Raw genomic sequence first — 22,934 nt, 5'->3', positions numbered from 1 at the left:
GAGATGCTCGGGCACGCCTTGAAGAATCGCGACATCGGTCAGGCTCGTCACGCGGCGCATCGGATCGCTGGTGCCGCTGCAGTCGTTAGGCAAATGCGCACGCGCGATTTGGCTGCCGAACTGGAGCGCCGGTTTTCGGCGCCGGATGGCGGAGTTGCGACGGATGCTGAGGCACTCTTTGCGGAGCTGCAGTCTCTAAACCAAGCGGACACGACAGACCATAGTGGAGACGAGGGCGGCGTGATGCGGGCCCAAGGATGAACAGTCGCTTGCCGAAGGCGTGAGGCTTTTGATGTGTGCCGCCCCCAAAATGGGCCCGACAGTTGGCACGCCAACAAGCGTAGGTTGTGCCTTCCGTGCAGTCATTGCATATTGCGCGGTTCCACTCCGCGCGAACATGTAGCACGCCCGCGGTGCCCACGGGGCCAAACCAGTTGTTGCCAGTGAGATTGAAGGGCACGGAGCGGACTCAACGGAAAGATATTGTCTATGTTGAGCGCGGCGTCGTAGTGTGATGTGCCGCGCAGTGATTCCCGTCACCGCACCGCAGCGACGTCCTGCATAAGATTGACGCAGTCGTTTGGGCACCCGCCCAATCAGCATCGTCTTGACTTGACGGATTCGTACTTCGCCCCCTCCGCGCTCACCGGTTTTTCACGAAACTTCTAGCAGCAAGCTGTTCTGCACTGCTGCCAATACCTCAACCCCGATGTTGTCCGCCGCAACAGTCATGTACTGAGCGGGGCGGAGAGCCGTGGCCACGCGTTCCGAGAGGAATGTCACGCCCAACATCCGGATAACGTACTCGCCTCTTTTCAGAACAATCCGATATGCAGGGTTTGCCACTTTGGGAATACTTGCGCCTGCCTTCTTCGATAGGCGTTTGTTCTCGACCAAGTTCCGGCACCTCCGTGCTGCGGTCTCAATCAAAAGGGTAAGTCAATGAAAGCAAAACTGTTCCTGGCTGGCGTCGCGATGTCTGCTCTGTCCACCGCCGCAATGGCTCAAACGGCAGGGTCGGTAGATGGCGTCATCAACTTCCAGGGCACGATCCTGAGCGATACCTGCAAGGTGTCTTCGCTGACCGGCGACGCAGGCACCATCAACGTGAACATGGGTTCCATCGCTGCCGATGAAATTGGCACGGTTGCAGCACCCAAGCGCCTGACGAGCGGCGCTGGCTCGGCAAACTTCGACGTCGTCTGCAAGACGGGCGCCAAGGTCAGCATGAAATTCGCCGGTAAGGCAGGTGAGCTGAGCGCAGACAAGAAGATGCTGCGTGTGAACAACGGCAACACCGCTGCGGGCTTCGCGCAAGGCGTGGGCATTGCCGTGTACGAAGGTACCGGCGCCGGCGCGAACGCGTTCGACCTGAGCAACGGCGACCTGCTGGCACAAACCGAGGTGCCGGCATCTGGTGGTGCCATCAACGTGCGGTTTGCCGCTGCGTATGTGGCCGCAGATCCGGCCAAGATCCAGCCGGGTATTGCTAACGCCAGCCTGCCGTTCACGCTCAGCTACGAGTAAGCCACGCGCCAGCCAAGGCGGCTGGCTTCAACTGGCAGCGGTGTTTTCCCACGCCGCTGCCGTCTCTTTCTTCAAAAGCGATTCCGGATATGAAAGCAAAACGATGCGCCGCTGGCGCGGCGTTGGCGTGCGCGTTGGTTGCGTCCGCCAGTCATGCCAGCATTTCCCTCAGCACCACGCGGTTGATCTTCGACGGCAAGAACAAAGAGACGTCCGTGGTCGTCAACAACGAAGGCGCCGACGCGCTGATTCAGGCGTGGCTCGACCCGCTTGATGAAGGTGCCCAGCCGCAACTACCGTTTGCCATTACGCCACCGCTCGCCAAGCTGGGCGCCAAGCAGCAGCAGCTCCTGCGTGTGCTGTATGAGGGCGTAGGCATGCCGACCGACCGAGAGTCGGCTTTCTGGCTGAATGTGCAAGAGGTTCCCCAGGCCGCCAGCAACGACAACGTGTTGCAACTGGCTGTGCGCCAGCGCATCAAGGTGTTCTACAGACCCACCGGTTTGAGTGGCGATCCCCAAAAAGCCCCCGAAAACCTGCAATGGCAGCTCAACCAGGACGGCGGCAAGGCCATGCTGCGCCTGAGCAACCCAAGCCTCTACCACGTGACCGTGGTGGACGCAAAGGTGCACACCGGCAAGGCTGAAGAGACTGTCATCGACGCCACGATGGTCGCGCCGGGTTCCACGGTGGCGCTGCCAGTCAAGCTGCCGGCTGCCAGCACCGCCGCCCCCGAGCTGCGCTACGAAATCATCAATGACTACGGCGGCCGCCAAAGCTACCGCGTCACGCTACATGGCAGCCAGCCGAGCACACCCGTGTCCGCCGACAACTGATCGGCCGGGCCAATTCGATCGGTTCGATCGCGACAGCCCGCCCCTCGGAGGGGAGCTTCCCTATGTGACACCCCCCAGCCCGATTCACCAAGCTAGAAGCGAGCATTGAGATGCCTAAACGCCGGATGACCAAAGCGTATTCCACAAAGACTGATGGAAAAGCGCCCCAGGCACGCCCGAGCGCAACGCCGCTCTATCTGGCCGTTTGTCTGGCGATGATCAATGGCGCGCGTGCGGCCGAAGGGGATACGCTCGTTGCGCAGGCCGACACAACACTGCTCGCATTCAATACCAGCTTTCTGCACGGCCAAGGGCGTCCGGCCGACTTGAGCGCTGTGCTTAGCTCTGGCAGCAGCGTGCCGCCCGGCACGTATCGGGTGGAGGTGCAGGTCAATGGCGATCTGGTTGGCCGCCGTGATATCGATTTCCACCAAGATAGCGAAAGGGCCAAGCTCCGCCCGTGCTTGACGGCCAGGATGCTGCAGGACTTTGGCGTCAATTTGAGCGCCATCACGCCGCCGCTGGACATCAACAGCCAGGCCTGTCTGGACTTGCCGCAGCTGCTCGACCAAGCCACCGTCGATTTTGATGCCGGTCGGTTGCAGCTCAACCTGGGCATACCCCAGGCATTCCTCTCGCGTGCGGCACGCGGCTATGTGGACCCCGACTTGTGGGACGAAGGCGTCACGGCGGGCTACGTCAACTATCAGTTCAGCGGCAATTATGGCCACGGCCGAATTGGCAGTGACAGCAGCAGCTATTTCATTGGCCTGCAGAACGGCGTGAACATTGGCCGTTGGCGTTTGCGCAATGAGTCCACGCTCAGCGGAAGCAACGGCGGCCAGACCCGCTTCAAGAGCAACCGCACGCTGGTGCAGCGCGACGTCGACGCCATCAAGGGCCAGTTGACGATTGGCGAGCAATATTCCGACGCCACTCTGTTTGACAGCGTGAGGTTTCGCGGTGTGCAAGTCGGCTCCGACGATGCCATGCTGCCCGACAGCGAGCGCGGCTATGCGCCGGTGGTGCGCGGTCAGGCAGCCACTAATGCGGTGGTGGAGGTGCGTCAAAGCGGCTACGTGCTGTATCGCGCCAATGTGCCGCCCGGCCCGTTCCAACTCACCGATATTTTTCCCTCCGGCTCCAACGGCGACCTTGAGATCACCGTCATCGAAGCCGACGGCAGCAAGCATGTCACGCATCAGGCGTTCTCCAGCCTGCCGCTGATGCTGCGCAAGGGCCGCCTCAAGTACAACATTGCGGCGGGCAAGTACGACGGCGACCAAGGCCCCTCACCCAGCCTGGTCAGTGGGTCGCTCGTCTACGGGCTGACCGATAACAGCACGGTGGCTGGCGGCCTGCAAATCTCGCGCGACTACCAGGCGGTGAACGTGGGTGTTGGTACCAACACGCCCATTGGCGCACTCTCCGTTGACGTGACGCAATCGAGCAGCCGCGTGCGCGGCAAGCGCGACACCGGACAGAGTGTACGGGTTCTGTACGCCAAGACGTTCACGAGCACCAACACCAACTTCACGCTTGCCGCCTATCGCTATTCAACGTCGGGTTATCGCACCTTCAATGACCACGTCAATGACCTGAGCAACAACCAAAGCAATGGTTGGATCAACGTCCAGGGGCCCCAGACCGGACGCAGCCGCTCGCGCATTGACCTGACAACCAGCCAAGACTTGGGCGGCACAGACCGTCAGTACGGCAGCGTCTACCTCAACGTCAGCCAGCAGACCTTCTGGAACCAGCCGGGCTCGAGCCGCAGCATCAGCGTCGGCTACGGCAACAACTGGAAGCAACTGAACTACAACCTGAGCCTGAGCCAGACCAGGGACACCCGCTTCAGCGGAAATGGCAACAGCACGCAGGTCATGCTGACCATGTCGATTCCGCTGGGTGGCAAGCTCCGCTCACCGCGCGCTTACACCAACGTAAGCAATAGCAACAACGGGGGCACCAATATCCAAAGCGGCCTGAGCGGCTTCGTGAACGAGAACACGTCATACGCCATGCAGGCTGGCTACACCAGCAGCGAGCGCGGCGCAACGGGCGGGGCAAGTATCACGCGCGATACCGACGTGGGCCAGCTCAACGCGAACGTGAACATTGCACGCGATTACCAATCGGCCAGCGTTGGCGCCACGGGCTCCCTGGTCGTGCATCGTGGCGGCGTCAACTTGAGCCGCACCGTGGGCGACACCTTTGCGCTGATGAAGGTGGAAGGGCTCAACGGCGTGGACGTGAAGACCGACGGTGGCACCCCGGTCGGCCGCAATGGTTATGCCGTGGTCACTTATGCGCAGCCGTATCGTCTGAATGCGCTGCGCCCAGACACCCATAACTTGGGTGCCGACGTGGAGCTGGAAGATACCGTCAAGCAGGTGGTGCCGCGCCGCGGCGCGATCGTGCAAGCAACCTTCAAGGGCTACAGCGGCCAGCGCGCTCAGTTCGCGCTACAACAGGCCGACGGCAAACCGGTGCCGTTCGGCGCCAGCGTGGAAGACGCGCAAACCGGCAGACACCTCGGCATTACCGACCCGAGTGGCAACGCTTTTGTGCTGCTCAATCAACAGCAAGGTAGCTTGACCGTGAAATGGAAAGACACCCAATGCCACGCGCCTTACGCCTTGCGCCAGGCTGAAGCAGGGCGGAATTACCAAAGGCAGACGCTGCGCTGCCGTTAAGTGCCGGCCGTCGCAATATCCGTATTGTGATTTCATGATCAGCCATCTCTGCTGAAAATTGAAGATATCTGCGCAAGATAATTGATTTGCATTCGGATTGGTGATATTAAAAAGGATAATTGTTAATGAGAAAAATAAACTCTAAAAAAATAAGATGCCGTTTATCCGGTTGTTTGGCGAAAATTTTGATGAGTTGTTTGGCAATATTCTCTGTTGCGCCCGTGCATGCTCTTACCTGCGGATACGAATACCCATTTAAGGGCCCTATCAACTTCGAAATCTGGTTGCCTGCCAACTTGACGGTGCCGCGTAATACACCGATTGGCGGTGCTTTTTTGGAATACGAATTAACCGCGCCGTACCAAGCGAGGTGGCGCTGTTCAGGTAACTTTAAAAATGGGATAGAGAATCTAGTGGGACGTAGCGCGAGCCCGGAAAGAATGACCGATTTCCCGATCGGCGATACAGGGTTGGCGTGGTCTATCGCTTCTCCTTCTGGAACAGAGTATCCGGATATATCTAAGGGGGAAGTTTCCGTCGGAGGGGACAGAAATTATTACTATTTTAAAGAGGGGCCTGGCTACATTTTGAAAATAAAAAAAATTGGTCAAATTAAAGAGGGGGCTCAGATTTCTGCCGGGCTTCTTGGTCGTTACTCGGTTGAGCATCAGCTTTATCCCATCACGATTCGTGCCTTGAGAGGATCGACTATCGGCACCGGGAGCTGCAAGACACCGGATGTCACCGTAAAGATGGGCGACCAGAACAATGCCGGACGATTCAACGGCGTCGGCAGCTCATTGGAGCCGGTCAGTTTCTCGATCGCGCTGAGGGAATGCTCCAAGGACATGATCAGGATGGGATATCAACTGAAGCCCAACACCAGAGTTGTGGATGACGCGCGCTCGGTCGTTGCCCTTGATCCCGAATCGACTGCCAAGGGCATCGGTTTGCAACTACTTGACAAGGATGGTAAGCCGCTTCCGTTGAGCCGGTGGAACGCATTCTGGGGATATGACAAGCAGGGCGGCGATTTCGATATTCCGCTTAAGGCAGCTTACTACCAAACCAGCCCAGAGATTAGTGCGGGCACGGCAAATACTTCCGTCACATTTGTCATGAGTTATAACTAGGGTTGAGGCTGCCCCCGCGCAAGCTGCCGCACCAGTGCAAGTCGCTACCTGTGATGGCAACGCATTTGTGCTGCTCAACCAACAGCAAGATAGCTTGACCGAGAAATGGAAAGACACCCAATGCCACGCGCCTTACGCCTTGCGCCAGGCTGAAGCAGGGCGGAATTACCAAAGGCAGACGCTGCGCTGCCGTTAAGTGCCGGCCGTCGCAATATCCGCATCGTGATTTCATGATCAGCCTTCTCTTCTGAAAATTGAAAATATCTGCGCAAGATAATTGATTGCCAGTCGAGTAGGCGATATTGAAATGGATAAAGGACGGTGAATAAATTAAATTTGAAAAAGATAGGGTGCTGCTTGTCTGAACGTTTGGCGAAAATTTTGATGAGTTGTTTGGTAATATTATTTGTTACGCCCGTGCATGCTGCTACCTGCCAGTACGAGCGGGGGTCGAGTCCTATAAACCTTGAAATCAGGTTGCCTGCCAACTTGACGGTGCCACGTGATACGCCAATTGGCGGTATCTTGCTAGAGTACGATTCATATGGGCCGGACAGCGTAACGTGGAGGTGTTTCGGTAATTTCACACAAGGAATTGAAAATTTAGTGGGGAATGCCGCGAGCCACGAAAGAAAAACAGATTTCCCGATCGGCGATACAGGGTTGGCATGGTCTATGAGTTGGGGTGGCCGGGTACTTCCGGATATACATTGGGGTGAGGATCGACCGGGGTCAGATATTGCCTACTATACTTGGCACGCATGGTCTGGTGGCCACATTTTTCGATTAAAAAAAATTGGTCAAATTAAAGAGGGGGCTCAAATTCCTGCCGGGCTTCTTGGTCGTTTCACGATTTCGCGTCAGCTTTATCCCGTCACGATTCGTGCCTTGACTGGATCGACTATCGGCACCGGGAGCTGCAAGACACCGGATGTCACCGTAAAAATGGGCGACCAGAACAATGCCGGACGATTCAACGGCATCGGCAGCTCATTGGAGCCGGTCAGTTTCTCGATCGCGCTGAGGGAATGCTCCAAGGATATGATCAGGATGGGATATCAACTGAAGCCCAACACCAGAGTTGTGGATTACACGCGCTCGGTCGTTGCCCTTAATCCAGAATCGACTGCCAAGGGCATCGGTTTGCAACTACTTGACAAGGATGGTAAGCCGCTTCCGTTAAGCCAGTGGAACGCATTCTGGGGATATGACAAGCAGGGCGGCGATTTCGATATTCCGCTTAAGGCAGCTTACTACCAAACCAGCCCAGAGATTAGTGCGGGCACGGCAAATACTTCCGTCACATTTGTCATGAGTTATAACTAGGGCTGAGGCAGCGATGATCGGGTTGGGTGGTGAGTTTATTAAAATAATGAATGCGAAAATATTTAGAAATGCATCCCGTCGCCTTTCTGGAATTTTTTGGTTGTTGGTGACGGGTTGGTACGAGAACTGGGGTGGCAGCTACGATATTCCACTCAAAGCAGCCTACTATCAAACTGGCTCCGAAGTTTTGCCTGGCACCGCGAATACCTCCGTCAACTTGGTGATGTGGTATGAGTAGCTCTAGCCTGGCCCTGCTTGATTGAGCCGCCCCGTGAAGCGTCTCCCTGAGCGGTTTGCAGCGAGCGCGGCGAAAGCACTGCGTCGGATGCGCTGGAGAGTGCGTTCCGCATCATGGTTGCCCAAGCAGATGCCTACTTGACTGGCCCAAGGAAAGCCGACAGAGGCAAAGCCAGGCGGGGTTGTATTGTCAAACTCCCCATTGCCGCCGCGCGATGCTGGATCAGCCGACGCTTTCGGAATAGGAAGATTCTTAGTTACGAGAATTGACGCATGTGCTCTCATCTTGTCTGACAAGATAGAAGGAGCAAAGTATGCATGGCTGGTGCACAAGGCTAGCAGCCGCGCTGATCCTGATGATGGCGAAGGGCGCATTTGCATACACTTGCAACGTCGTCAACGCAAATACGTTGGTTCAACCAAAAGCCGTGATAGTTCAGCGGGACATGCCGGTCAATTCGCTGCTTGCGCAGGTGGTTTCGGGTGCTACGAATGCGTTCAGGTGTAGCAATGACTCGCCTCGTTTGACCTATCAAGAGATAGGAATCAAGGCGTTTGGAACCTACGTTGGCGACATTGATGGCAAGCGGGTGTACAAGACCAACGTAGAGGGAATCGGCTATGCGGTCGGCATCCAAGCTGTCGGCCTATGCGATGGTCGCCAGATTTGGGTGGACGGTGCCGACAAAGGGAACGTGAATCACCGCGTCTTATGCGGGGTAGGCGGCATGTTTCCCGTTCAACCAATGACAGCCAAGGCGTTGATCAATTTCTACAAGACGGCCGAAATCACCGGGACTGGATCAGTCTCAATGCCAGGGAAGATTGGCTCTTTCATTCTAAGAAACGAAAGGACGACCTGGCAGTCACCAGAGTCCAACATCAGTCTCGGCGCATTCAATGTTTCTGCGACGTCTTGCACGGTGCGTAAAGCAACAATGACGGTCGATATGGGGCCGGTCACTATTGGTGCGTTCAATGGCCCAGGCACTTCGCCCAGTAACAAGACAAAGGCCTTCAGCATCCCGCTGACCTGCTCAAAAGGAGCGAGCGTGAACCTGCAGTTGGACGGCGCTGTCCATGACCCTGCCCAGGGGATGCTGAAGCTGGATGCCGGTGGTTCGAGCGCCAGTGGCGTGGCCATCCAACTGCTCCATGATGATCAACCGGTAGAACTGGCGAAGCGCTTCAAGTGGCGGACCGCGGAAGGCGACGGCAACTATGAAATCCCGCTCAAGGCACGTTACGTGCAGGTAGACAATGACATCACGGCAGGCGTTGCGAACGGCAGTGCAACGTTTACGCTCACGTATCAGTAATTCAGTGGGTATCAACGAGGCGTCTACCCGTTGATCTCCAATACGACAAGCTGGGTGGCAACTTCAACCTTCCGCTGAAGGAGGCTTCCCAGCAAACCGGTCCCGTAGTTGTGCTGGGCACTGCCAATAGCTCCGTCACTTTTGTGATGAGCTATGACTAGCGCGGCCGAGGCGTGGCCTGCCAAGCATTTTCTCGGCACTGCTCGCGATGAGCACGCTAAACGCAGCGGGATGCGAGCGCTTGAGTGCACTCTGCGTAACGTTCCGCGGGCGGGTGTATGCCTGACCGGCGCCAACAAAAAACCCCGCAGAGCCAGGCCCAGCGGGGTTTCGTTGCCAAACGTTGAAGCCGTTTGAAAGGATTTTGGTGGAGCCGGCGGGAATCGAACCCGCGTCCGCAAGCCCTCCACAGAGAGTTCTACATACTTAGTTCTGTCATTTGATTTAACCGCCGCATCGCGGACGAACACGCTCTACGACGGCGAGTCACTTAATTTTCGTCCTCGGGCCCGTGACACTCCCAAGGCTTATCTGACGTAGATGACCTCGCTAGTCTTTCGACCCTAGCCCGTCAGCGAGCCAGTGCGAGGACGGCGGCCCTTAGGCTGCCAGTGCGTAACGTTCGTCGTTAGCAGTTATTGCATTCCCATTGATTAACGAGGTGACGGGTCCTCGGTATGCCCTCCGCTGCTTCGCAACCCACGTCGAAACCAGGTCGGCCCCAGAGAAGAATCGAATTATCCCACAGATGGGTCACTTCAGCGCGAAATCAACCCGCGTAGTCTTACCTTTGTCCTTGATGCCCTCGGCATCGAGCTTGGGCGCCACCACGAAGAGACGTCCAGGTTCCACGCGTTCGGCCAGCGCCACATGCACGGCGTTGGCGCGGCGCTGGGCCAGTTCGCGCAGGTCCGAATCCGTCACCTGCACGTTGGTTTCCATCAGCTTGCGCATCTCCTCGGGCGGCAGCGATTTCGCCAGGCCGATCACGTTGCGCGGCTTCGGGAACTTGGCGGCCTTGTAGGCGCGTTCAAGGTACTTGTTCTCCTCTTCCGGCTTGACGGTGGTGTCTGCCTCAGCAGCGTCGCCGGCATCCTTGAGCTTCTGCTCGCGGATCTGGCGGTTGACGGCTTCGCGGCGCAGGCCGTCGCGATCGAATTCCGGATCGACGCGGCCGATGATGTCGACCTTCAGCGCCGGACGATCCTTGAGCGCAGTGGCCAGCTTGTCGAGCTTGGCGACCGACGCTTGGCTGATGCTCGATGTGCCCGGATCGAACTCGATGTAGCCGAGCTCTTCGCCGCCGCTGCCGCCGAATGCGCTGGCCAGCAGCGAGAACGGCGCCGTCACCGCACGTGCGATCAGGTTGACGAAGGCGCGCAGGATCACGCCGCCGATGCTGAACTGCGGGTCATCGAGCGAGCCCGACACCGGCACGCGCACGTCGATCTCGCCGCGCGAGTTCTTGAGCAGCGCAACCGCCAGCCGCACCGGCAGGTTGGTCGCGTCCTTGCTCTCCACGCGGTCGCCGAAGGTGAGCTGATCGATGAAGATATGGTTGTCCGCCGTCAGCTTGCCACTGTCGAGCAGGTAGTGCAGATCCATCGTCAGCTTGCCCTTGGTGATCGGGTAGCCGGCGTACTTGGTGGAATAGGGCGTCAGGTTGGTCAGCTCCACGCCGTCGGCCTTGGCGGTCAGGTCGACAAACGCCGTGGGCGTGAGCGGGTTGACCTTGCCGTGGATGTCCACCGGCGCGGTGCCGTCCACGCTGCCGCGCAGGGTCACGTCGGCGGGCGGCTGGTTGGCGGCTGTGCTGATCGTGCCGACCGAACCGCCGATGGCCGTCAGGTTGGCGGTGTAGTTGGGTTTGACGAAGTTGTCGGTAAAGCGGATGTTGCCGTCCTGCAGCGTGATGGCGTCGATGCGCAGATCGGCGCCACCGGCTTGGGGTGCGGTTGGGGCCGTGGTAGCAACGGCCGAAGCGGGGGGCGCTGCGGGCGTAGAGGCAGCGGCCTGGCCGGGCTGACCTGCCGGCGACGAAGCCGGGCCGGACTCGGCCTGTGCAGGCTGCACGGTCTGAGTGAGTGATCGGTGCTCCTCATCCGACTGCGCGCGGATGTCCTGCAGGTTCAGGCGGCCGTTGGGGTTGATGATGATCCGTGCGTAGAACGTGGACAGCGCTACCGCGCCCACGCGCACGTGCGGCGTATTGCCGTCGTAATTGGCCTGGACACGGTTGAGCGCCAGCGAGCGCCAGCGCAGGAAGTCGTCGGCCGTTACACGGTCTTGAAGGCGTACGTTGCCCAGCGTCGCGTTGCCCTGGTAGCTGACGGTCAAGGCCTTGCCCTGGTTGAGCACCAGGCGCCCGTTCATGGTCAGCAGCGCGCTGGTGATGGAAGCGTTCAGCGCCTTGTCGAGGTACGGATCCAAGCCTGCCAGCGACAGGTTTTGCGTGTTCACGCGCAGGTCGGCCTTGAACGGCTGCGGCACCACGTCGCCGCGCACATCGAGCTTGCCCTTGGCGCCCAGCCCCGCGCCGATCTGCACGTTGACCGGCTTGCCAAGGTCGGTAGAGGCGTTCTGCACCACGACGTTCAGCGGTTCAACGCGGACCTTCACCGGACGCGAGTTGGTTCGGTCTTCAAAGCCGACAGCGCTGTTGTCCACCTTCAAGGTCTGCACGGTGACGGCCCAGGGCTTCTCGACCGGTGCGCTCGATTTTGCCGGTGCGGCAGCCGGCTTAGTCGCAGGTTTGGGCACTGCAGGCTGCGCAGTGTCGAGCAACGTCAGCGTGGTCGTGCCGTCCTTCTTGCGCAGCGCGTCGAGCTGCAGGCCGTCGGCGCGCACCTCATTCAAGGCGATGGTGCGGGCGGCCAGGTCGAAGCTTTTCACATCGGCACGCAGCAGCTTGGCGCGCAGCGCGGTGGCCTTGCCCGAGGCCGGCGCCATCGAGAGGTCAGCCAGGCTGGCCGTCAGCGGCTCGGCGCGAACGTTGAACTTGTCCGGGCCGAAATCGAGGGCAATCTTGCCGTCAGCAGACAGCGCGCCGTTCTGCAGTTGCGGCGCACCCGCCTGACGCAGGTACGGGTCGATACCGGCCAGCTTCACGTCGTCCAGCTTCAGCTCCAATTCACCAGTGTTCTTCTCCAGTGACGTGTTGCCCTTGATGTTGAGCGTGCCGCCTTGCGCCAGCTTGGCGCCAATGTCGAGCGTAGTCGGGCCGCCCAGCGTGCGCACAGCCACGTCGCCGTGGAGGTCGTCGAGGGTGAGGTCGGCGGCGGGCTGTGTGGTCGCGTCGAGCCAATGCACGCTGCTGTTGGCCAGTTGCAGCTTGCCCACCAGCACGTCGAGCGGCTTCGGTTTGCTACCAGGCTCCGGTGCGACGGGTTTGGCCTCGGCCGGCGCCGGCTTGCCGCCAAGCTGTGCGAAATTGATCGCCCCATCGGCTGCGCGGGTGGCGTCGACACGCACGCCGTCGAGCGTCAGGGCATCCAGGTGGAAGATGTTGTCCAGCGGGCGCACATCGGCCAGCGTTGCACGCACCTGCTTGGCGGCCACCAGCGGCGCGTTCTTCGGGTCGGTCACTTCCAGGTTGTCCAGGCCCGCCGTGCCGTGCAGGCGCAGTACCGGTGTACCGGTCTTCGGCTTCTGGAAGTCGATCGTCAGGTCCGTTGTCAGCTTGCCTTGCGGGATGGCCACCGGCAGCGGACCGGGCACGTAGCCCAGGTAGCGGGGCAGGTCCAGGCCGTCGATCTTGATGTTCAGGTTCGATTCCAGCGAATCGGCAAATGGCTTGGTCTTGCCTGCAAAGCGTAGTGGCGCGCCGTCGATGCGCGCGGCCAGCAGCGGTTGCACGAAGATGTCCACGTCGGCCGGCAGGCTCGCCAGGAAAGGCACGCCGATCTGCAGGCTGTCCACTTTGTGCTGCGCGCTGAGCGGCTGATCGACAAACTCGATCGCACCATTGGTCAACTGCAGGTTGGCAAACACGAAGCGCGCCGGCTCGTTTGACTTGGGCTTGGGGGGTACCTCGGGCTGGTTGAGCTTGTCGACGATGTCAGAGAAATTGAAGCGCTGTTCGGCGGTGCGCACGATACGCACGCGCGGCGCGTCGATGCTCAACTCTTCGATGACGGGCGCACGGCGGAAGATCGAACTCCACGCTGCGTTTACGTGCAGGTGGCCGACGTCGACAAACGGCGTCTTGCCGTCGCGCTCTGCAATGTGGAACTGGTCGATGTCCAGCCGCAACGTGTACGGGTTGATGCGGATCTTGCCGACCGAAACCGGCCGGTCCAGAACCTTGCTGAGCTGCGTTTCGGCCAGATGGCGCAGCAGTGGCGGCCCGCCCAGCGCGCCCAGCAGGCCGAACACCACCAGGAAGATCAGCACGCCCAGCCCGATGCGCTTGGTGCGTCGCGAGGTGCCGATCTGCTCGGCTCGCTGCCAGCCGGCTGTGCCACGCACACGCTCGAGCCGCGCGCGCCAGCCGTTGAGATTCGATTGCTGATCAGGGCGCGAGTCGGGGGAGGTCGTCATGCTGGTGTCAGTCCGGCCACGGAGTGGCGTGCTTCGTCAATTGGTCGACCGCCGCGTCCCGAACGGGAGGCAGCGGTCATGAAAGCTACCGGGCACGCGCCCTGGTGTCCTGCTTACGCGCGCTGCGATTCAAGCAGCAGCGGAATCAGTTCGGCCGCGCCGGCGATCAGCGCATCGGCACGCCATTCCGTCGGCGGCAGTCCATTACCACAATAGCCGTAACTGGCCGCAATGGTAGGCATGCCGGCGGCGCGGCCGGCCTCGATGTCGCGCAGATCGTCGCCCACATAGACGATCTGCCGCGCGGCAATGCCGATCGATTCGGCCGCATGCAGCAGCGGGGCAGGGTGGGGCTTGGAGTGGGGCGTGGTATCGCCCGCAACGACGCAGGCCGGCGGCACCGGAAACATCAGTTGAGCGACCAGGGGCACGGTCAGTCGGCCCGACTTGTTGGTGACGATGCCCCACGGAATGCCCGCGCGGCCGAGTTCGGCCAGCACCGCGTCCATGCCCGGGAACAGCCGCGTGCGCACGCAGATTTCCGCCTCGTAGTTGGCCAGGAACGCCAGCCGCAGCGATTCGAATTCCGCATCTTCCGGCCCCACGCCAAAGGCCACGCCGATCAGCCCGCGCGCGCCATGCGACGCGACCGGGCGCAGGGCTTCATAAGCCAATGGCTCCAGTCCGCGGTCGGTGCGCACCTTGTTGGCCGCCGCCGCGAGGTCCGGCGCGGTGTCGGCCAAGGTGCCGTCCAGGTCGAACAGCACCGCCCCAAGCGGATCGGGAAACTTGTGAATTGTCATGCCTCGCCCGGACGGCGTGTGGCCATCAGGTAGTTGACGCTGGTGTCCTGCGTGAGCGCGTAGCGGCCAGTGATCGGGTTGTATTCCAGGCCCCGCATCTGCTCTGGCTCCAGCCCCGCCGTGCGCGCGAACGATGCCAATTCCGATGGGCGGATGAATTTGGCGTAATCGTGCGTGCCGCGCGGCAGCATATTCAGCACGTATTCCGCGCCGATCACCGCCAGCAGATATGCCTTGGCATTGCGGTGGAGAGTCGAAAAGAACACGTGGCCGTCCGGCTTCACCAACGTCGCGCAAGCGCGCACAATTGATGCCGGATCGGGCACATGTTCGAGCATTTCCATGCAAGTCACGACGTCGAAGCTGCTTGGCTCGCGTGCTGCAAGCGCTTCTGCGGAGATCTCCTCGTAATCGACCGCAACGCCGGCTTCCAGGCTGTGCAGGTCGGCCACGCGCAACGCTTTGCGTGAAAGATCGATGCCTTTGACGTTGGCACCGACTCGCGCCATGCTTTCGGAGAGGATGCCGCCGCCGCAGCCAATATCGACGACGCGCTTGCCCGTCAGAGGCGTGATCGACTGAATCCAGTCGAGGCGCAATGGGTTGATTTCGTGCAGAGGCTTGAACTCGCTGTTTGGGTCCCACCAGCGGTGGGCGAGTTCACTGAATTTTTCGAGTTCGCCGGGATCGGCGTTCGCGTGGGTGGTGGTCATATTGCGCTGCGCCTGGGCATAACGGCTAGGTGAGGAAATGTACCAAAAAGCGTCGTCCCGACCAAATCACGCGGGCCCAAGAAAAAGGTTTCACATTGAAACAAAGGTGAACAAACGCGCATGCGTTTTCTCCAACTGTCACCTTCCCTCAAGGAGAGATCAATGAAATCCAAACAGATTCTGGCGGGACTCGGTGTAGCGGGCCTGACGGTGCTGGCGGGCTGTGCCGCGCCGGGTTACGGTGGTTATGCCGGTGGCTACAACGGTGGATATAGCCAACCCCCGGCCTATGGTGGGCAGCCGCAACAGCCGGGCGCGCTGTATGGCCGGGTGGAGTCGATCCAGCCGATGCAGGTGCCGGCCAACAGCCCGGGCATTCTCGGCACGATCATTGGCGGTGTGGCGGGCGGTATTCTTGGTCACCAGGTCGGTGGCGGTACCGGCAATACGGTGGCCACCATCGGCGGTGCAGCGCTCGGCGCGTACGCGGGCAACCAAGTCGAGCAGCGTGCCGGCGCGGGCGGGCAGACCGTGTACCGTATCAGCGTGCGCCTTGATGATGGCCGCGTTGCGACCGTCACGCAGAAGAACCCGAACAACCTGCGCGTAGGGGATCGTGCTGCGGTTGCCAACGACCAGGCGACGCCCTCCTACTAATATAAAGAAGGGCGCAAGGGGCGCCGAGTGCCCCGTAGAAGAAAAAAGCGGTGGTGCGTGGGCATCACCGCTTCTTTTTTGCCCTGGCGAAGGACGGGCCAACCGACCGGACCCGTAGCGAGTGGGCATAAAAAAAGCCCAGCTTTCGCTGGGCTCTTTCTCGGCAGGAACCGAATTACTGTGCAGCCTTCTTGGTGCCGACCACTTCGACATCCACGCGGCGGTTCGGCTGTTGGCAGGCGATTTGTGCCTTGCGCGAGCCCTTGCACGACTTCGGATCAACCTTCAGCTGGCGCTTGCCCTTGCCTTCCGTGTACACACGGTTGGCTTCGATGCCCTTGCTGACCAGGTAGCCCTTCACGGCTTCAGCACGACGAACCGACAGGCGGTCGTTGTACTTGTCCGAGCCGAACGAGTCGGTGTGGCCAACAGCGATCACGACTTCCAGGTTGATGCCTTGCAGCTTCGAGACCAGGTCGTTCAGCTTGGCCTTGCCTTCCGGCTTCAGCACAGCCTTGTCGAAGTCGAACAGGGTGTCAGCAGCAAACGTAACCTTTTCCGAGCCAACAACCGGCGTGGCTGCCGGGGTCGCTTGGGCTTGCGGAGCAGCGGCCGGAGCCAGAGCGCCGTCGCACTGAACGTTGGCGGTTGCCGGCGTCCAGAAGCCATTGCGCCAGCACAGTTCGTTCGTGCCGTTCTTCCAGACCCACTCGCTCGTGCCGTTACCCCAGTTGTCGTTGACGGCCTTCTTTTCGTAGGGCACCGACTGAGCGTAGGCCGACGCAGCCATGGCTACCGCAGCTGCAGCGAACGCGAGCTTGGCAAATTTTTTCATATTTCTCCTCTCAGGATGAGATCACCGCAGAAGACTGCGAGCAGATGGGACGAAAACAAGTCATACATTCTTCGGAGTGTAGCATTCTCGATGTGGTGAATTCGCCACTTCGAACAATGTCTGCCTCTTCGCTGGGGGATTGTGCCACAAGCACGCACTCCTAAAAAGCAAATATAAGCGATTCGAACAGCCCGTCATGGCCTTGTGGTGTGTACGCAACAAGGCAGAAAATGGCTCGCAAACCCTTATGGGGACTAGATCGCGGGTTTTTCCTATCCGCCGAGGGAGCGTACCCGGGGTTGAGGATGCGTCGCTCGACACCATGCAGGGGAGGGGGCTTGCGGCATGGTAAAATGTTCTGTTATTCGCGCAACCGCAGCGCCTTGTAGTGCTCACTATGGGGCCTCCCACCGTTCGCCCAATGGATCAATTCGCCAAAGAGACTCTCCCGGTATCGCTCGAAGAAGAAATGCGCAGTTCCTACCTCGCTTACGCCATGAGCGTGATCGTGGGCCGTGCGCTTCCGGACGTGCGGGATGGTCTCAAGCCGGTGCATCGCCGTGCGTTGTATTCGATGCACGAACTGAACAACGACTGGAATCGCCCTTATAAGAAGTCAGCGCGTATTGTCGGTGATGTGATTGGTAAGTATCACCCGCACGGCGACACTGCTGTATACGACACGATTGTTCGGATGGCGCAGGACTTCTCCTTGCGCTACATGCTGGTCGACGGCCAGGGCAACTTCGGCTCGGTCGACGGCGATAACGCCGCGGCGATGCGTTATACGGAAATCCGCCTGTCGAAGATCGCGCACGAACTGCTGGCCGACATCGACAAGGAAACCGTCAATTTCGAGCCGAACTATGACGGCTCCGAAACCGAGCCGTCCATCCTGCCGGCGCGTATCCCGAACCTGCTGATCAACGGCTCGTCCGGGATTGCGGTGGGGATGGCGACGAACATTCCGCCGCACAACCTGAATGAAGTCGTCGACGGTTGCCTGCATCTGCTGCGCAACCCCGAAGCGACGATCGATGAGCTGATCGAGCTGATTCCGGCGCCGGACTTCCCGACCGCCGGCATCATCTACGGCATCTCGGGCGTGCGCGAGGGCTATCGCACTGGCCGCGGCCGTGTGGTGATGCGCGCCAAGACGCACTTCGAAGACATCGACCGCGGCCAGCGCCAGGCAATCATCGTCGATGAACTTCCTTATCAGGTTAACAAGCGCACGCTGCTCGAGCGCATCGCCGAGCTGGTGACGGAAAAGCGCGTCGAAGGCATCTCGGACATCCGCGATGAGTCGGATAAGTCCGGCATGCGCGTGGTCATCGAACTCAAGCGCGGGGAAGTGCCGGAGGTTGTCCTCAATAACCTCTATAAGAATACGCAGTTGCAGGACACGTTCGGCATGAACATGGTGGCGCTGGTCGATGGTCAGCCGCGCCTGCTGAATCTGCGCCAGATGCTGGAGTGCTTCCTGCTGCACCGCCGCGAGGTGGTGACGCGCCGCACCGTGTTCGATCTGCGCAAGGCGCGCGAGCGGGGGCACATTCTTGAAGGCTTGGCCGTCGCGCTGGCCAACATCGATGAATTCATTGCAATCATCAAGGCTGCGCCGACCCCGCCGGTTGCCAAGGCAGAGTTGATGAGCCGTAGCTGGGATTCGGGCCTGGTGCGTGACATGCTGTCGCGCGCTGAGAGCGAAACCGCTGGCGGCCGCACCGCCTATCGCCCGGAAGGTCTGCTGCCAGCGTTCGGCATGCAAGGCGATGGCCTGTACAAGCTGTCCGACACGCAAGCGCAGGAAATCCTGCAGATGCGCCTGCAACGCCTGACGGGGCTGGAGCAGGACAAGATCGTCCAGGAGTATCGCGAGGTCATGGCGCAGATCGCCGACCTGCTGGATATCCTGGCCCGCCCGGAGCGCATTACCGCCATCATCGTCGAGGAACTCACCGCCATCCGTGCGGAATTCGGCGACGAGCGCCGCTCGCAGATCGAGCACAATGCGACCGAGTTGGATACAGAAGACCTCATTACGCCGCAAGATCTGGTGGTGACTCTGTCCCACAGCGGCTATATGAAGAGCCAGCCGATTTCCGAGTACCGCGCGCAGAAGCGCGGCGGGCGCGGCAAGCAGGCCGCTGCCACGAAGGAAGACGACTGGATCGACACGCTATTTGTCGCCAACACGCACGATTACATCCTCTGCTTCTCGAATCGCGGCCGCCTCTACTGGCTGAAGGTGTGGGAGGTGCCGCAAGGCAGCCGCAATTCGCGCGGGCGACCGATCGTCAACATGTTCCCGCTGTCGCCGGGCGAGAAGATCAACGTGATCCTGCCGGTCAAGCAGTTTGACGAGCAGCACTTCGTCTTTATGGCCACCTCCAAGGGCACGGTCAAGAAGACGGCGTTGACCGAGTTCTCCAACCCCCGCAAGGCCGGCATCATCGCCGTGGATCTGGACGAGGGCGACTTCCTGATCGGCGCGGATATCACCGACGGCCAGCACGACGTGATGCTGTTCTCTGATGCCGGCAAGGCCGTGCGCTTTGACGAGAATGACGTGCGCCCGATGGGCCGCCAGGCGCGCGGCGTGCGCGGCATGAACCTGGAAGAGAGCCAACAGGTGATCGCCATGCTGGTGGCGCCGGCCGAAACCGAGGCAGAGGGCGAAGGCGGTCAGGCAGGCGTCGGCAGTGTGCTGACCGCCACCGAAAACGGCTACGGCAAGCGCACCCCGATTTCCGAGTACACCCGTCATGGCCGTGGCACCAAGGGCATGATCGCCATCCAGACCTCCGAGCGGAACGGCAAGGTGGTCGCCGCCGCGCTAGTAGCGCCGGAGGACGAGATCATGCTGATCACCACTGGCGGCGTGCTGATCCGTACGCGCGTGGACGAAATCCGCGAGATGGGTCGCGCCACGCAGGGCGTCACGCTCATCGCTGTGGGTGAGGGCAACAAGCTGTCCGGTCTGCAACGTGTGGTGGAGTCCGACGCCGAAGGTGATGACACTGTGGATGCCGCAGATGTGGCACCGGATGTCGATACACAGCCAGATGGCGGCGCCGAGTCATAATTGGAAACAACTTTTGCTTGCCGTTGGACGCAGTTCTGGTCATGATGCCGGACCTGTGCACGGCAAGGGCCGGAACTTCCGCGTCACGTGGCCTGCCTAAACGCAACGCTTATCTCAAGGGAGCAACAATGCACAAGAGTTTCAAACATCTGATCGTGGTGGCTGGTTTCGCACCGCTGTTCGCTTTCGCGCAGACCGCCGGCGGCGATGCCGAGAAGACTGCTGCCATCAAGGATCTGCTGACGACCATGAGCGTCGATCAGGCGATCCGCGGTCAGGCTGAAGTGCTGAAGAACGGCGCCAAGCAGGAAGCCCCGCTGGTGCTGGAGCAAGCGCTGGTTGAGAACAAGTCGCTCGACGACAAGCAGAAGCAGGCGGCCGTCGACAAGCTGAAGGCAAACGGCGCCGTGACGCGCATGACCGACAACGCCGGCAAGGACTTCGATACCGATGCCTTCCGCAAGGACGCGCTGCAAGCCCACTACGATTCGCTGGGTAAGCACTACACGGCACAACAGATCAAGGATCTGACCGCATTCCTGAAGACCCCGAGCGGTCAGGCCTTCATGGCCAACCAAGGCAAGGCCATGCAGGAAGTGTGGGGCAGCGTGATGCAGAAGTACGGTCCGCAAGTTGGCAAGGCCATGCGCGACCAGGCTGACAAGGAAATCTCGGCTGCAACGGCTGCCAAGAAAGGCAAGTAATCGACATTGACCTGGCGCGATCCCCGTCGCGCCGTCAGTTGGTGGATAATGGCTGTTTGGGTTTGTGCCCAGACAGCCATTTTCTTTTGTCCTTCGCACCATGAACCAAGCGGATCGAGCTCTCCAAGCCAGCCAGGCACGCGTATACAACTTTTCGGCAGGGCCGGCGGTGTTGCCGACCGAGGTGCTCGAGCAGGCAAAAGACGAGATGCTCTCCTGGCAGGGCAGCGGCATGAGCGTGATGGAGATGAGCCACCGCGGCCGCGAGTTCGAAAGCATCATGGCGCACGCCTTCGCCGACTTGCGCGAGCTGCTGGCGGTGCCCGACAACTACGAGATCCTGTTCCTGCAGGGCGGCGCCATCGCCGAGAACGCGATCGTGCCGCTGAACCTGATGCGCCGCCTGTCGGTGGACGCCCCCAAGGCGGATTACGTTGTCACCGGTACGTGGTCGGTCAAGTCGCAGCAGGAAGCGCGCAAGTACGGCGAGGTGAACATCGCCGCCACCAGTGAAGCCGAGCGCTTCCACAAGATTCCGGATGTGTCGAGCTGGAAGCTGTCGCACGACGCGGCCTACGTGCACCTGTGCACGAACGAAACCATCGTTGGCGTGGAATACCAGGAGACGCCGGACATCGGCCAGGCGCAGGGGCGCGTGGTGGTGGCCGACGTATCGAGCCACATCCTCTCGCGGCCGATCGACTGGAACGGTTACCAGGTGCTCTATGGCGGCGCGCAGAAGAACATTGGGCCGGCCGGCCTGACCATTGCCATCGTGCGCAAAGACCTGCTGGGCCACGCACACCCGCTGTGCCCGTCGGCATTCAACTGGCGCTTGGTGGCCGAGAACGGCTCGATGTACAACACGCCGCCTACCTATGCGATTTACATCGCCGGGCTGGTGTTCCAATGGATCAAGCGCCAGGGTGGCGTCGAAGCGCTGGAGACGCGCAACATCGTCAAGGCGAAGATGCTCTATGACTTTATCGACGCCAGCAGCTTCTACCGCAACGAAATCCATCCGTCGTGCCGTTCGCGCATGAACGTGCCGTTCTTCCTCAACGACGAATCCCGCAACGACGCATTCCTTGCGCAGGCGCGCGAGCGCGGGCTGGTGCAGCTCAAGGGCCACAAGTCCGTGGGCGGCATGCGGGCGAGCATCTACAACGCGATGCCGCTGGAGGGAGTCGAGGCGCTGGTCGACTTCATGCGTGACTTTGAGCGGGCGTCCGCTTAAGACTCGCGCTCAATCACGGCAGAACATTGCGCGAAGCGCTCGCTTCGCGCGGCAATTGGCAATCCGTTGCCGAACCCGATTCCTACAATGACCAGTCAGTCAGACGATACGAAGCAAAACAAGGACGCCGCACTGGCGGCGGAGCTGGCGCCGTTGCGCACGCAGATCGACGCGATCGACAGCCAGTTGCTCACGCTGCTCTCGGACCGTGCCAAGGTGGCGCAGGAAGTGGGCGAGGTGAAGAAGCGCTATTCGTCGCCGGCGTTTCGGCCGGACCGCGAGCTGCAGGTCATCCGCAAGATGCAGTCGAGCAACGCGGGCCCGCTGCATGACGAGAGCATCGCCGCCATCTGGCGCGAGGTGATGTCGGCGTGCCGTGGCCTGGAGCAGGCGCTGCGCATCGGTTATCTCGGCCCGGCGGGTACGTTCTCGGAGCAGGCCGTGATTGCGCATTTCGGCCATGAGATTCAGCCGGTGCCGTGCCCGAGCATCGACGAGGTGTTCCGCGCGGCGGAATCCGGCACGGTCGATTGCGGCGTGGTGCCGGTCGAGAACTCGACCGAGGGCGTGGTGTCCCGCACGCTCGATCTGTTCTTGCAGACGTCGCTGAAGATCAGCGGCGAGATTGCGCTGCGGGTGCATCACAACCTGCTGCACAAGACCGGCGATATGTCGCAGGTGAAGGTGGTGCGTGCGCATGCGCAGGCGTTGGCGCAGTGCCAGCGGTGGCTGAATACGAATTACCCGCACTTGGCGCGCGAGGCGGTGTCGAGCAACGCCGAAGCCGCCCGCATGGCGGGCGAGGACGAGACCATCGCGGCGCTGGCGAGCGTTCAGGCGGCTAACCGCTACGGCTTGCACGTGGTGCGCGCCAACGTGGAGGACGATCCGCACAACCGCACGCGCTTCGTCGTCATCGGCAACTATGAGACGGAGCCGAGCGGGCGCGATCAGACTTCGCTGATCCTGTCGGTGCCGAACGAGGCCGGCGCTGTCTATCGGTTGTTGGCGCCGCTGGCCGAGAACGGCGTGTCGATGTGTCGCTTCGAGTCGAGGCCGGCGCGCAGCGGTGCTTGGGAATACTACTTCTACGTCGACGTGGAAGGCCATCAGCGTGACCCGCAGGTAGCGCGCGCGCTGGAGAAGCTGCGTCACGACGCGGCGTATTTCAAGGTGCTGGGGTCCTATCCCTCGGCACGCTAACGGGGACGAGGCAAGCCAGCGCTGGTTTGCAGCGCTCCCGAGGGATTCAAATATGCGCCCCGCATGGGTGGGGCGCTGATA

At 60.7% G+C, this 22,934-nt stretch carries 18 protein-coding genes and 1 other RNA gene; 13 read left to right on the top strand and 6 right to left on the bottom strand.

Annotated elements, in window-relative coordinates; all coding sequences use genetic code 11:
* From B4F51_RS07515 to B4F51_RS07495, 5 genes are all read left to right on the top strand, one after another.
* Positions 1-261 (top strand): Hpt domain-containing protein (locus B4F51_RS07515; RefSeq protein WP_296224471.1); only part of this gene is annotated, 261 nt, incomplete at its 5' end.
* 681 nt (positions 262-942) lie between these two features.
* A complete protein-coding gene (locus tag B4F51_RS07510; protein ID WP_296224470.1) occupies positions 943-1,527 on the top strand; it encodes a fimbrial protein in 585 nt (194 codons plus the stop codon).
* An 89-nt stretch (positions 1,528-1,616) separates the two neighbouring features.
* The gene (locus tag B4F51_RS07505) at positions 1,617-2,363 is read left to right on the top strand and encodes a fimbrial biogenesis chaperone (protein ID WP_296224469.1); all 747 of its coding nucleotides are present in this window, start codon (positions 1,617-1,619) and stop codon (positions 2,361-2,363) included.
* Between the two features lie 125 nt (positions 2,364-2,488).
* Positions 2,489-5,059, top strand: coding sequence for a fimbria/pilus outer membrane usher protein (locus B4F51_RS07500; protein WP_296224468.1), 2,571 nt, complete (start codon positions 2,489-2,491; stop codon positions 5,057-5,059).
* 284 nt (positions 5,060-5,343) lie between these two features.
* Positions 5,344-6,192 carry a fimbrial protein gene (locus B4F51_RS07495; RefSeq protein WP_296224467.1) on the top strand — a complete coding sequence of 283 codons (849 nt, stop codon included), beginning with the start codon at positions 5,344-5,346 and terminating at the stop codon, positions 6,190-6,192.
* 74 nt (positions 6,193-6,266) lie between these two features.
* Here the strand turns inward: B4F51_RS07495 and B4F51_RS07490 are convergent, their stop codons facing one another.
* Positions 6,267-6,680, bottom strand: a complete 414-nt coding sequence (locus B4F51_RS07490; RefSeq protein WP_296224466.1) for a hypothetical protein — start codon at positions 6,678-6,680, stop codon at positions 6,267-6,269.
* On the opposite strand from B4F51_RS07490, the gene B4F51_RS07485 reads away from it, so the two are divergent.
* The 3 genes from B4F51_RS07485 to B4F51_RS07475 all read left to right on the top strand — a co-directional run bounded on the left by B4F51_RS07485 (position 6,670) and on the right by B4F51_RS07475 (position 9,074).
* Positions 6,670-7,518 carry a fimbrial protein gene (locus B4F51_RS07485; protein ID WP_296224465.1) on the top strand — a complete coding sequence of 283 codons (849 nt, stop codon included), beginning with the start codon at positions 6,670-6,672 and terminating at the stop codon, positions 7,516-7,518. The genes B4F51_RS07490 and B4F51_RS07485 overlap by 11 nt on opposite strands.
* Positions 7,519-7,531: 13 nt before the next feature.
* A complete protein-coding gene (locus tag B4F51_RS07480; protein ID WP_296224464.1) occupies positions 7,532-7,756 on the top strand; it encodes a hypothetical protein in 225 nt (74 codons plus the stop codon).
* A 313-nt stretch (positions 7,757-8,069) separates the two neighbouring features.
* The gene (locus tag B4F51_RS07475; RefSeq protein WP_296224463.1) at positions 8,070-9,074 is read left to right on the top strand and encodes a fimbrial protein; all 1,005 of its coding nucleotides are present in this window, start codon (positions 8,070-8,072) and stop codon (positions 9,072-9,074) included.
* 365 nt (positions 9,075-9,439) lie between these two features.
* On the opposite strand, the gene ssrA is transcribed toward B4F51_RS07475, so the two are convergent.
* The 4 genes from ssrA to ubiG all read right to left on the bottom strand — a co-directional run bounded on the left by ssrA (position 9,440) and on the right by ubiG (position 15,129).
* Positions 9,440-9,797: a transfer-messenger RNA gene (gene ssrA / locus B4F51_RS07470) on the bottom strand.
* Between the two features lie 30 nt (positions 9,798-9,827).
* The gene (locus tag B4F51_RS07465) at positions 9,828-13,613 is read right to left on the bottom strand and encodes a DUF748 domain-containing protein (RefSeq protein ID WP_296224462.1); all 3,786 of its coding nucleotides are present in this window, start codon (positions 13,611-13,613) and stop codon (positions 9,828-9,830) included.
* A 113-nt stretch (positions 13,614-13,726) separates the two neighbouring features.
* Entirely contained in the window at positions 13,727-14,416 is a 690-nt protein-coding gene (locus B4F51_RS07460) for an HAD-IA family hydrolase (RefSeq protein ID WP_296224461.1), read from the bottom strand.
* Positions 14,413-15,129, bottom strand: coding sequence for a bifunctional 2-polyprenyl-6-hydroxyphenol methylase/3-demethylubiquinol 3-O-methyltransferase UbiG (ubiG, locus tag B4F51_RS07455; RefSeq protein WP_296224460.1), 717 nt, complete (start codon positions 15,127-15,129; stop codon positions 14,413-14,415). Before ubiG ends, B4F51_RS07460 begins: the two co-directional genes overlap by 4 nt.
* A gap of 162 nt (positions 15,130-15,291) precedes the next feature.
* Between ubiG and B4F51_RS07450 the strand changes: the two genes are divergently transcribed.
* The gene (locus B4F51_RS07450) at positions 15,292-15,786 is read left to right on the top strand and encodes a glycine zipper 2TM domain-containing protein (protein WP_296224459.1); all 495 of its coding nucleotides are present in this window, start codon (positions 15,292-15,294) and stop codon (positions 15,784-15,786) included.
* A gap of 175 nt (positions 15,787-15,961) precedes the next feature.
* Here the strand turns inward: B4F51_RS07450 and ompA are convergent, their stop codons facing one another.
* A complete protein-coding gene (gene ompA / locus B4F51_RS07445) occupies positions 15,962-16,621 on the bottom strand; it encodes an outer membrane protein OmpA (protein WP_296224458.1) in 660 nt (219 codons plus the stop codon).
* A 421-nt stretch (positions 16,622-17,042) separates the two neighbouring features.
* On the opposite strand from ompA, the gene gyrA reads away from it, so the two are divergent.
* The 4 genes from gyrA (at position 17,043) to pheA (ending at position 22,853) form a co-directional block, all read left to right on the top strand.
* Positions 17,043-19,709, top strand: a complete 2,667-nt coding sequence (gyrA, locus tag B4F51_RS07440; protein WP_296224457.1) for a DNA gyrase subunit A — start codon at positions 17,043-17,045, stop codon at positions 19,707-19,709.
* Between the two features lie 128 nt (positions 19,710-19,837).
* Positions 19,838-20,413 carry a DUF2059 domain-containing protein gene (locus B4F51_RS07435; RefSeq protein WP_296224456.1) on the top strand — a complete coding sequence of 192 codons (576 nt, stop codon included), beginning with the start codon at positions 19,838-19,840 and terminating at the stop codon, positions 20,411-20,413.
* A gap of 100 nt (positions 20,414-20,513) precedes the next feature.
* Positions 20,514-21,650 (top strand): 3-phosphoserine/phosphohydroxythreonine transaminase, encoded by a 1,137-nt coding sequence (gene serC, locus B4F51_RS07430; protein WP_296224455.1) that lies wholly within the window; start codon positions 20,514-20,516, stop codon positions 21,648-21,650.
* Positions 21,651-21,737: 87 nt separating this feature from the next.
* Positions 21,738-22,853, top strand: a complete 1,116-nt coding sequence (gene pheA, locus B4F51_RS07425; RefSeq protein WP_296224454.1) for a prephenate dehydratase — start codon at positions 21,738-21,740, stop codon at positions 22,851-22,853.
* Positions 22,854-22,934 lie beyond the last annotated feature (81 nt).

The sequence above is a fragment of the Ralstonia sp. UBA689 genome, assembly GCF_002298975.1.
In the GTDB taxonomy this organism is placed as follows: domain Bacteria; phylum Pseudomonadota; class Gammaproteobacteria; order Burkholderiales; family Burkholderiaceae; genus Ralstonia.
This window is presented reverse-complemented; position numbering and strand designations above follow the sequence as displayed.

Coding starts and splice junctions, on each gene's coding strand:
- B4F51_RS07505 (WP_296224469.1), top strand. CDS start 1,617: ATGAAAGCAAAACGATGCGCCGCTGGCGCGGCGTTGGCGTGCGCGTTG.
- ubiG (WP_296224460.1), bottom strand. CDS start 15,129: ATGACCACCACCCACGCGAACGCCGATCCCGGCGAACTCGAAAAATTC.
- gyrA (WP_296224457.1), top strand. CDS start 17,043: ATGGATCAATTCGCCAAAGAGACTCTCCCGGTATCGCTCGAAGAAGAA.
- pheA (WP_296224454.1), top strand. CDS start 21,738: ATGACCAGTCAGTCAGACGATACGAAGCAAAACAAGGACGCCGCACTG.
- B4F51_RS07500 (WP_296224468.1), top strand. CDS start 2,489: ATGACCAAAGCGTATTCCACAAAGACTGATGGAAAAGCGCCCCAGGCA.
- B4F51_RS07480 (WP_296224464.1), top strand. CDS start 7,532: ATGATCGGGTTGGGTGGTGAGTTTATTAAAATAATGAATGCGAAAATA.
- B4F51_RS07435 (WP_296224456.1), top strand. CDS start 19,838: ATGCACAAGAGTTTCAAACATCTGATCGTGGTGGCTGGTTTCGCACCG.
- B4F51_RS07475 (WP_296224463.1), top strand. CDS start 8,070: ATGCATGGCTGGTGCACAAGGCTAGCAGCCGCGCTGATCCTGATGATG.
- B4F51_RS07450 (WP_296224459.1), top strand. CDS start 15,292: ATGAAATCCAAACAGATTCTGGCGGGACTCGGTGTAGCGGGCCTGACG.
- B4F51_RS07465 (WP_296224462.1), bottom strand. CDS start 13,613: ATGACGACCTCCCCCGACTCGCGCCCTGATCAGCAATCGAATCTCAAC.
- B4F51_RS07510 (WP_296224470.1), top strand. CDS start 943: ATGAAAGCAAAACTGTTCCTGGCTGGCGTCGCGATGTCTGCTCTGTCC.
- B4F51_RS07460 (WP_296224461.1), bottom strand. CDS start 14,416: ATGACAATTCACAAGTTTCCCGATCCGCTTGGGGCGGTGCTGTTCGAC.
- serC (WP_296224455.1), top strand. CDS start 20,514: ATGAACCAAGCGGATCGAGCTCTCCAAGCCAGCCAGGCACGCGTATAC.
- ompA (WP_296224458.1), bottom strand. CDS start 16,621: ATGAAAAAATTTGCCAAGCTCGCGTTCGCTGCAGCTGCGGTAGCCATG.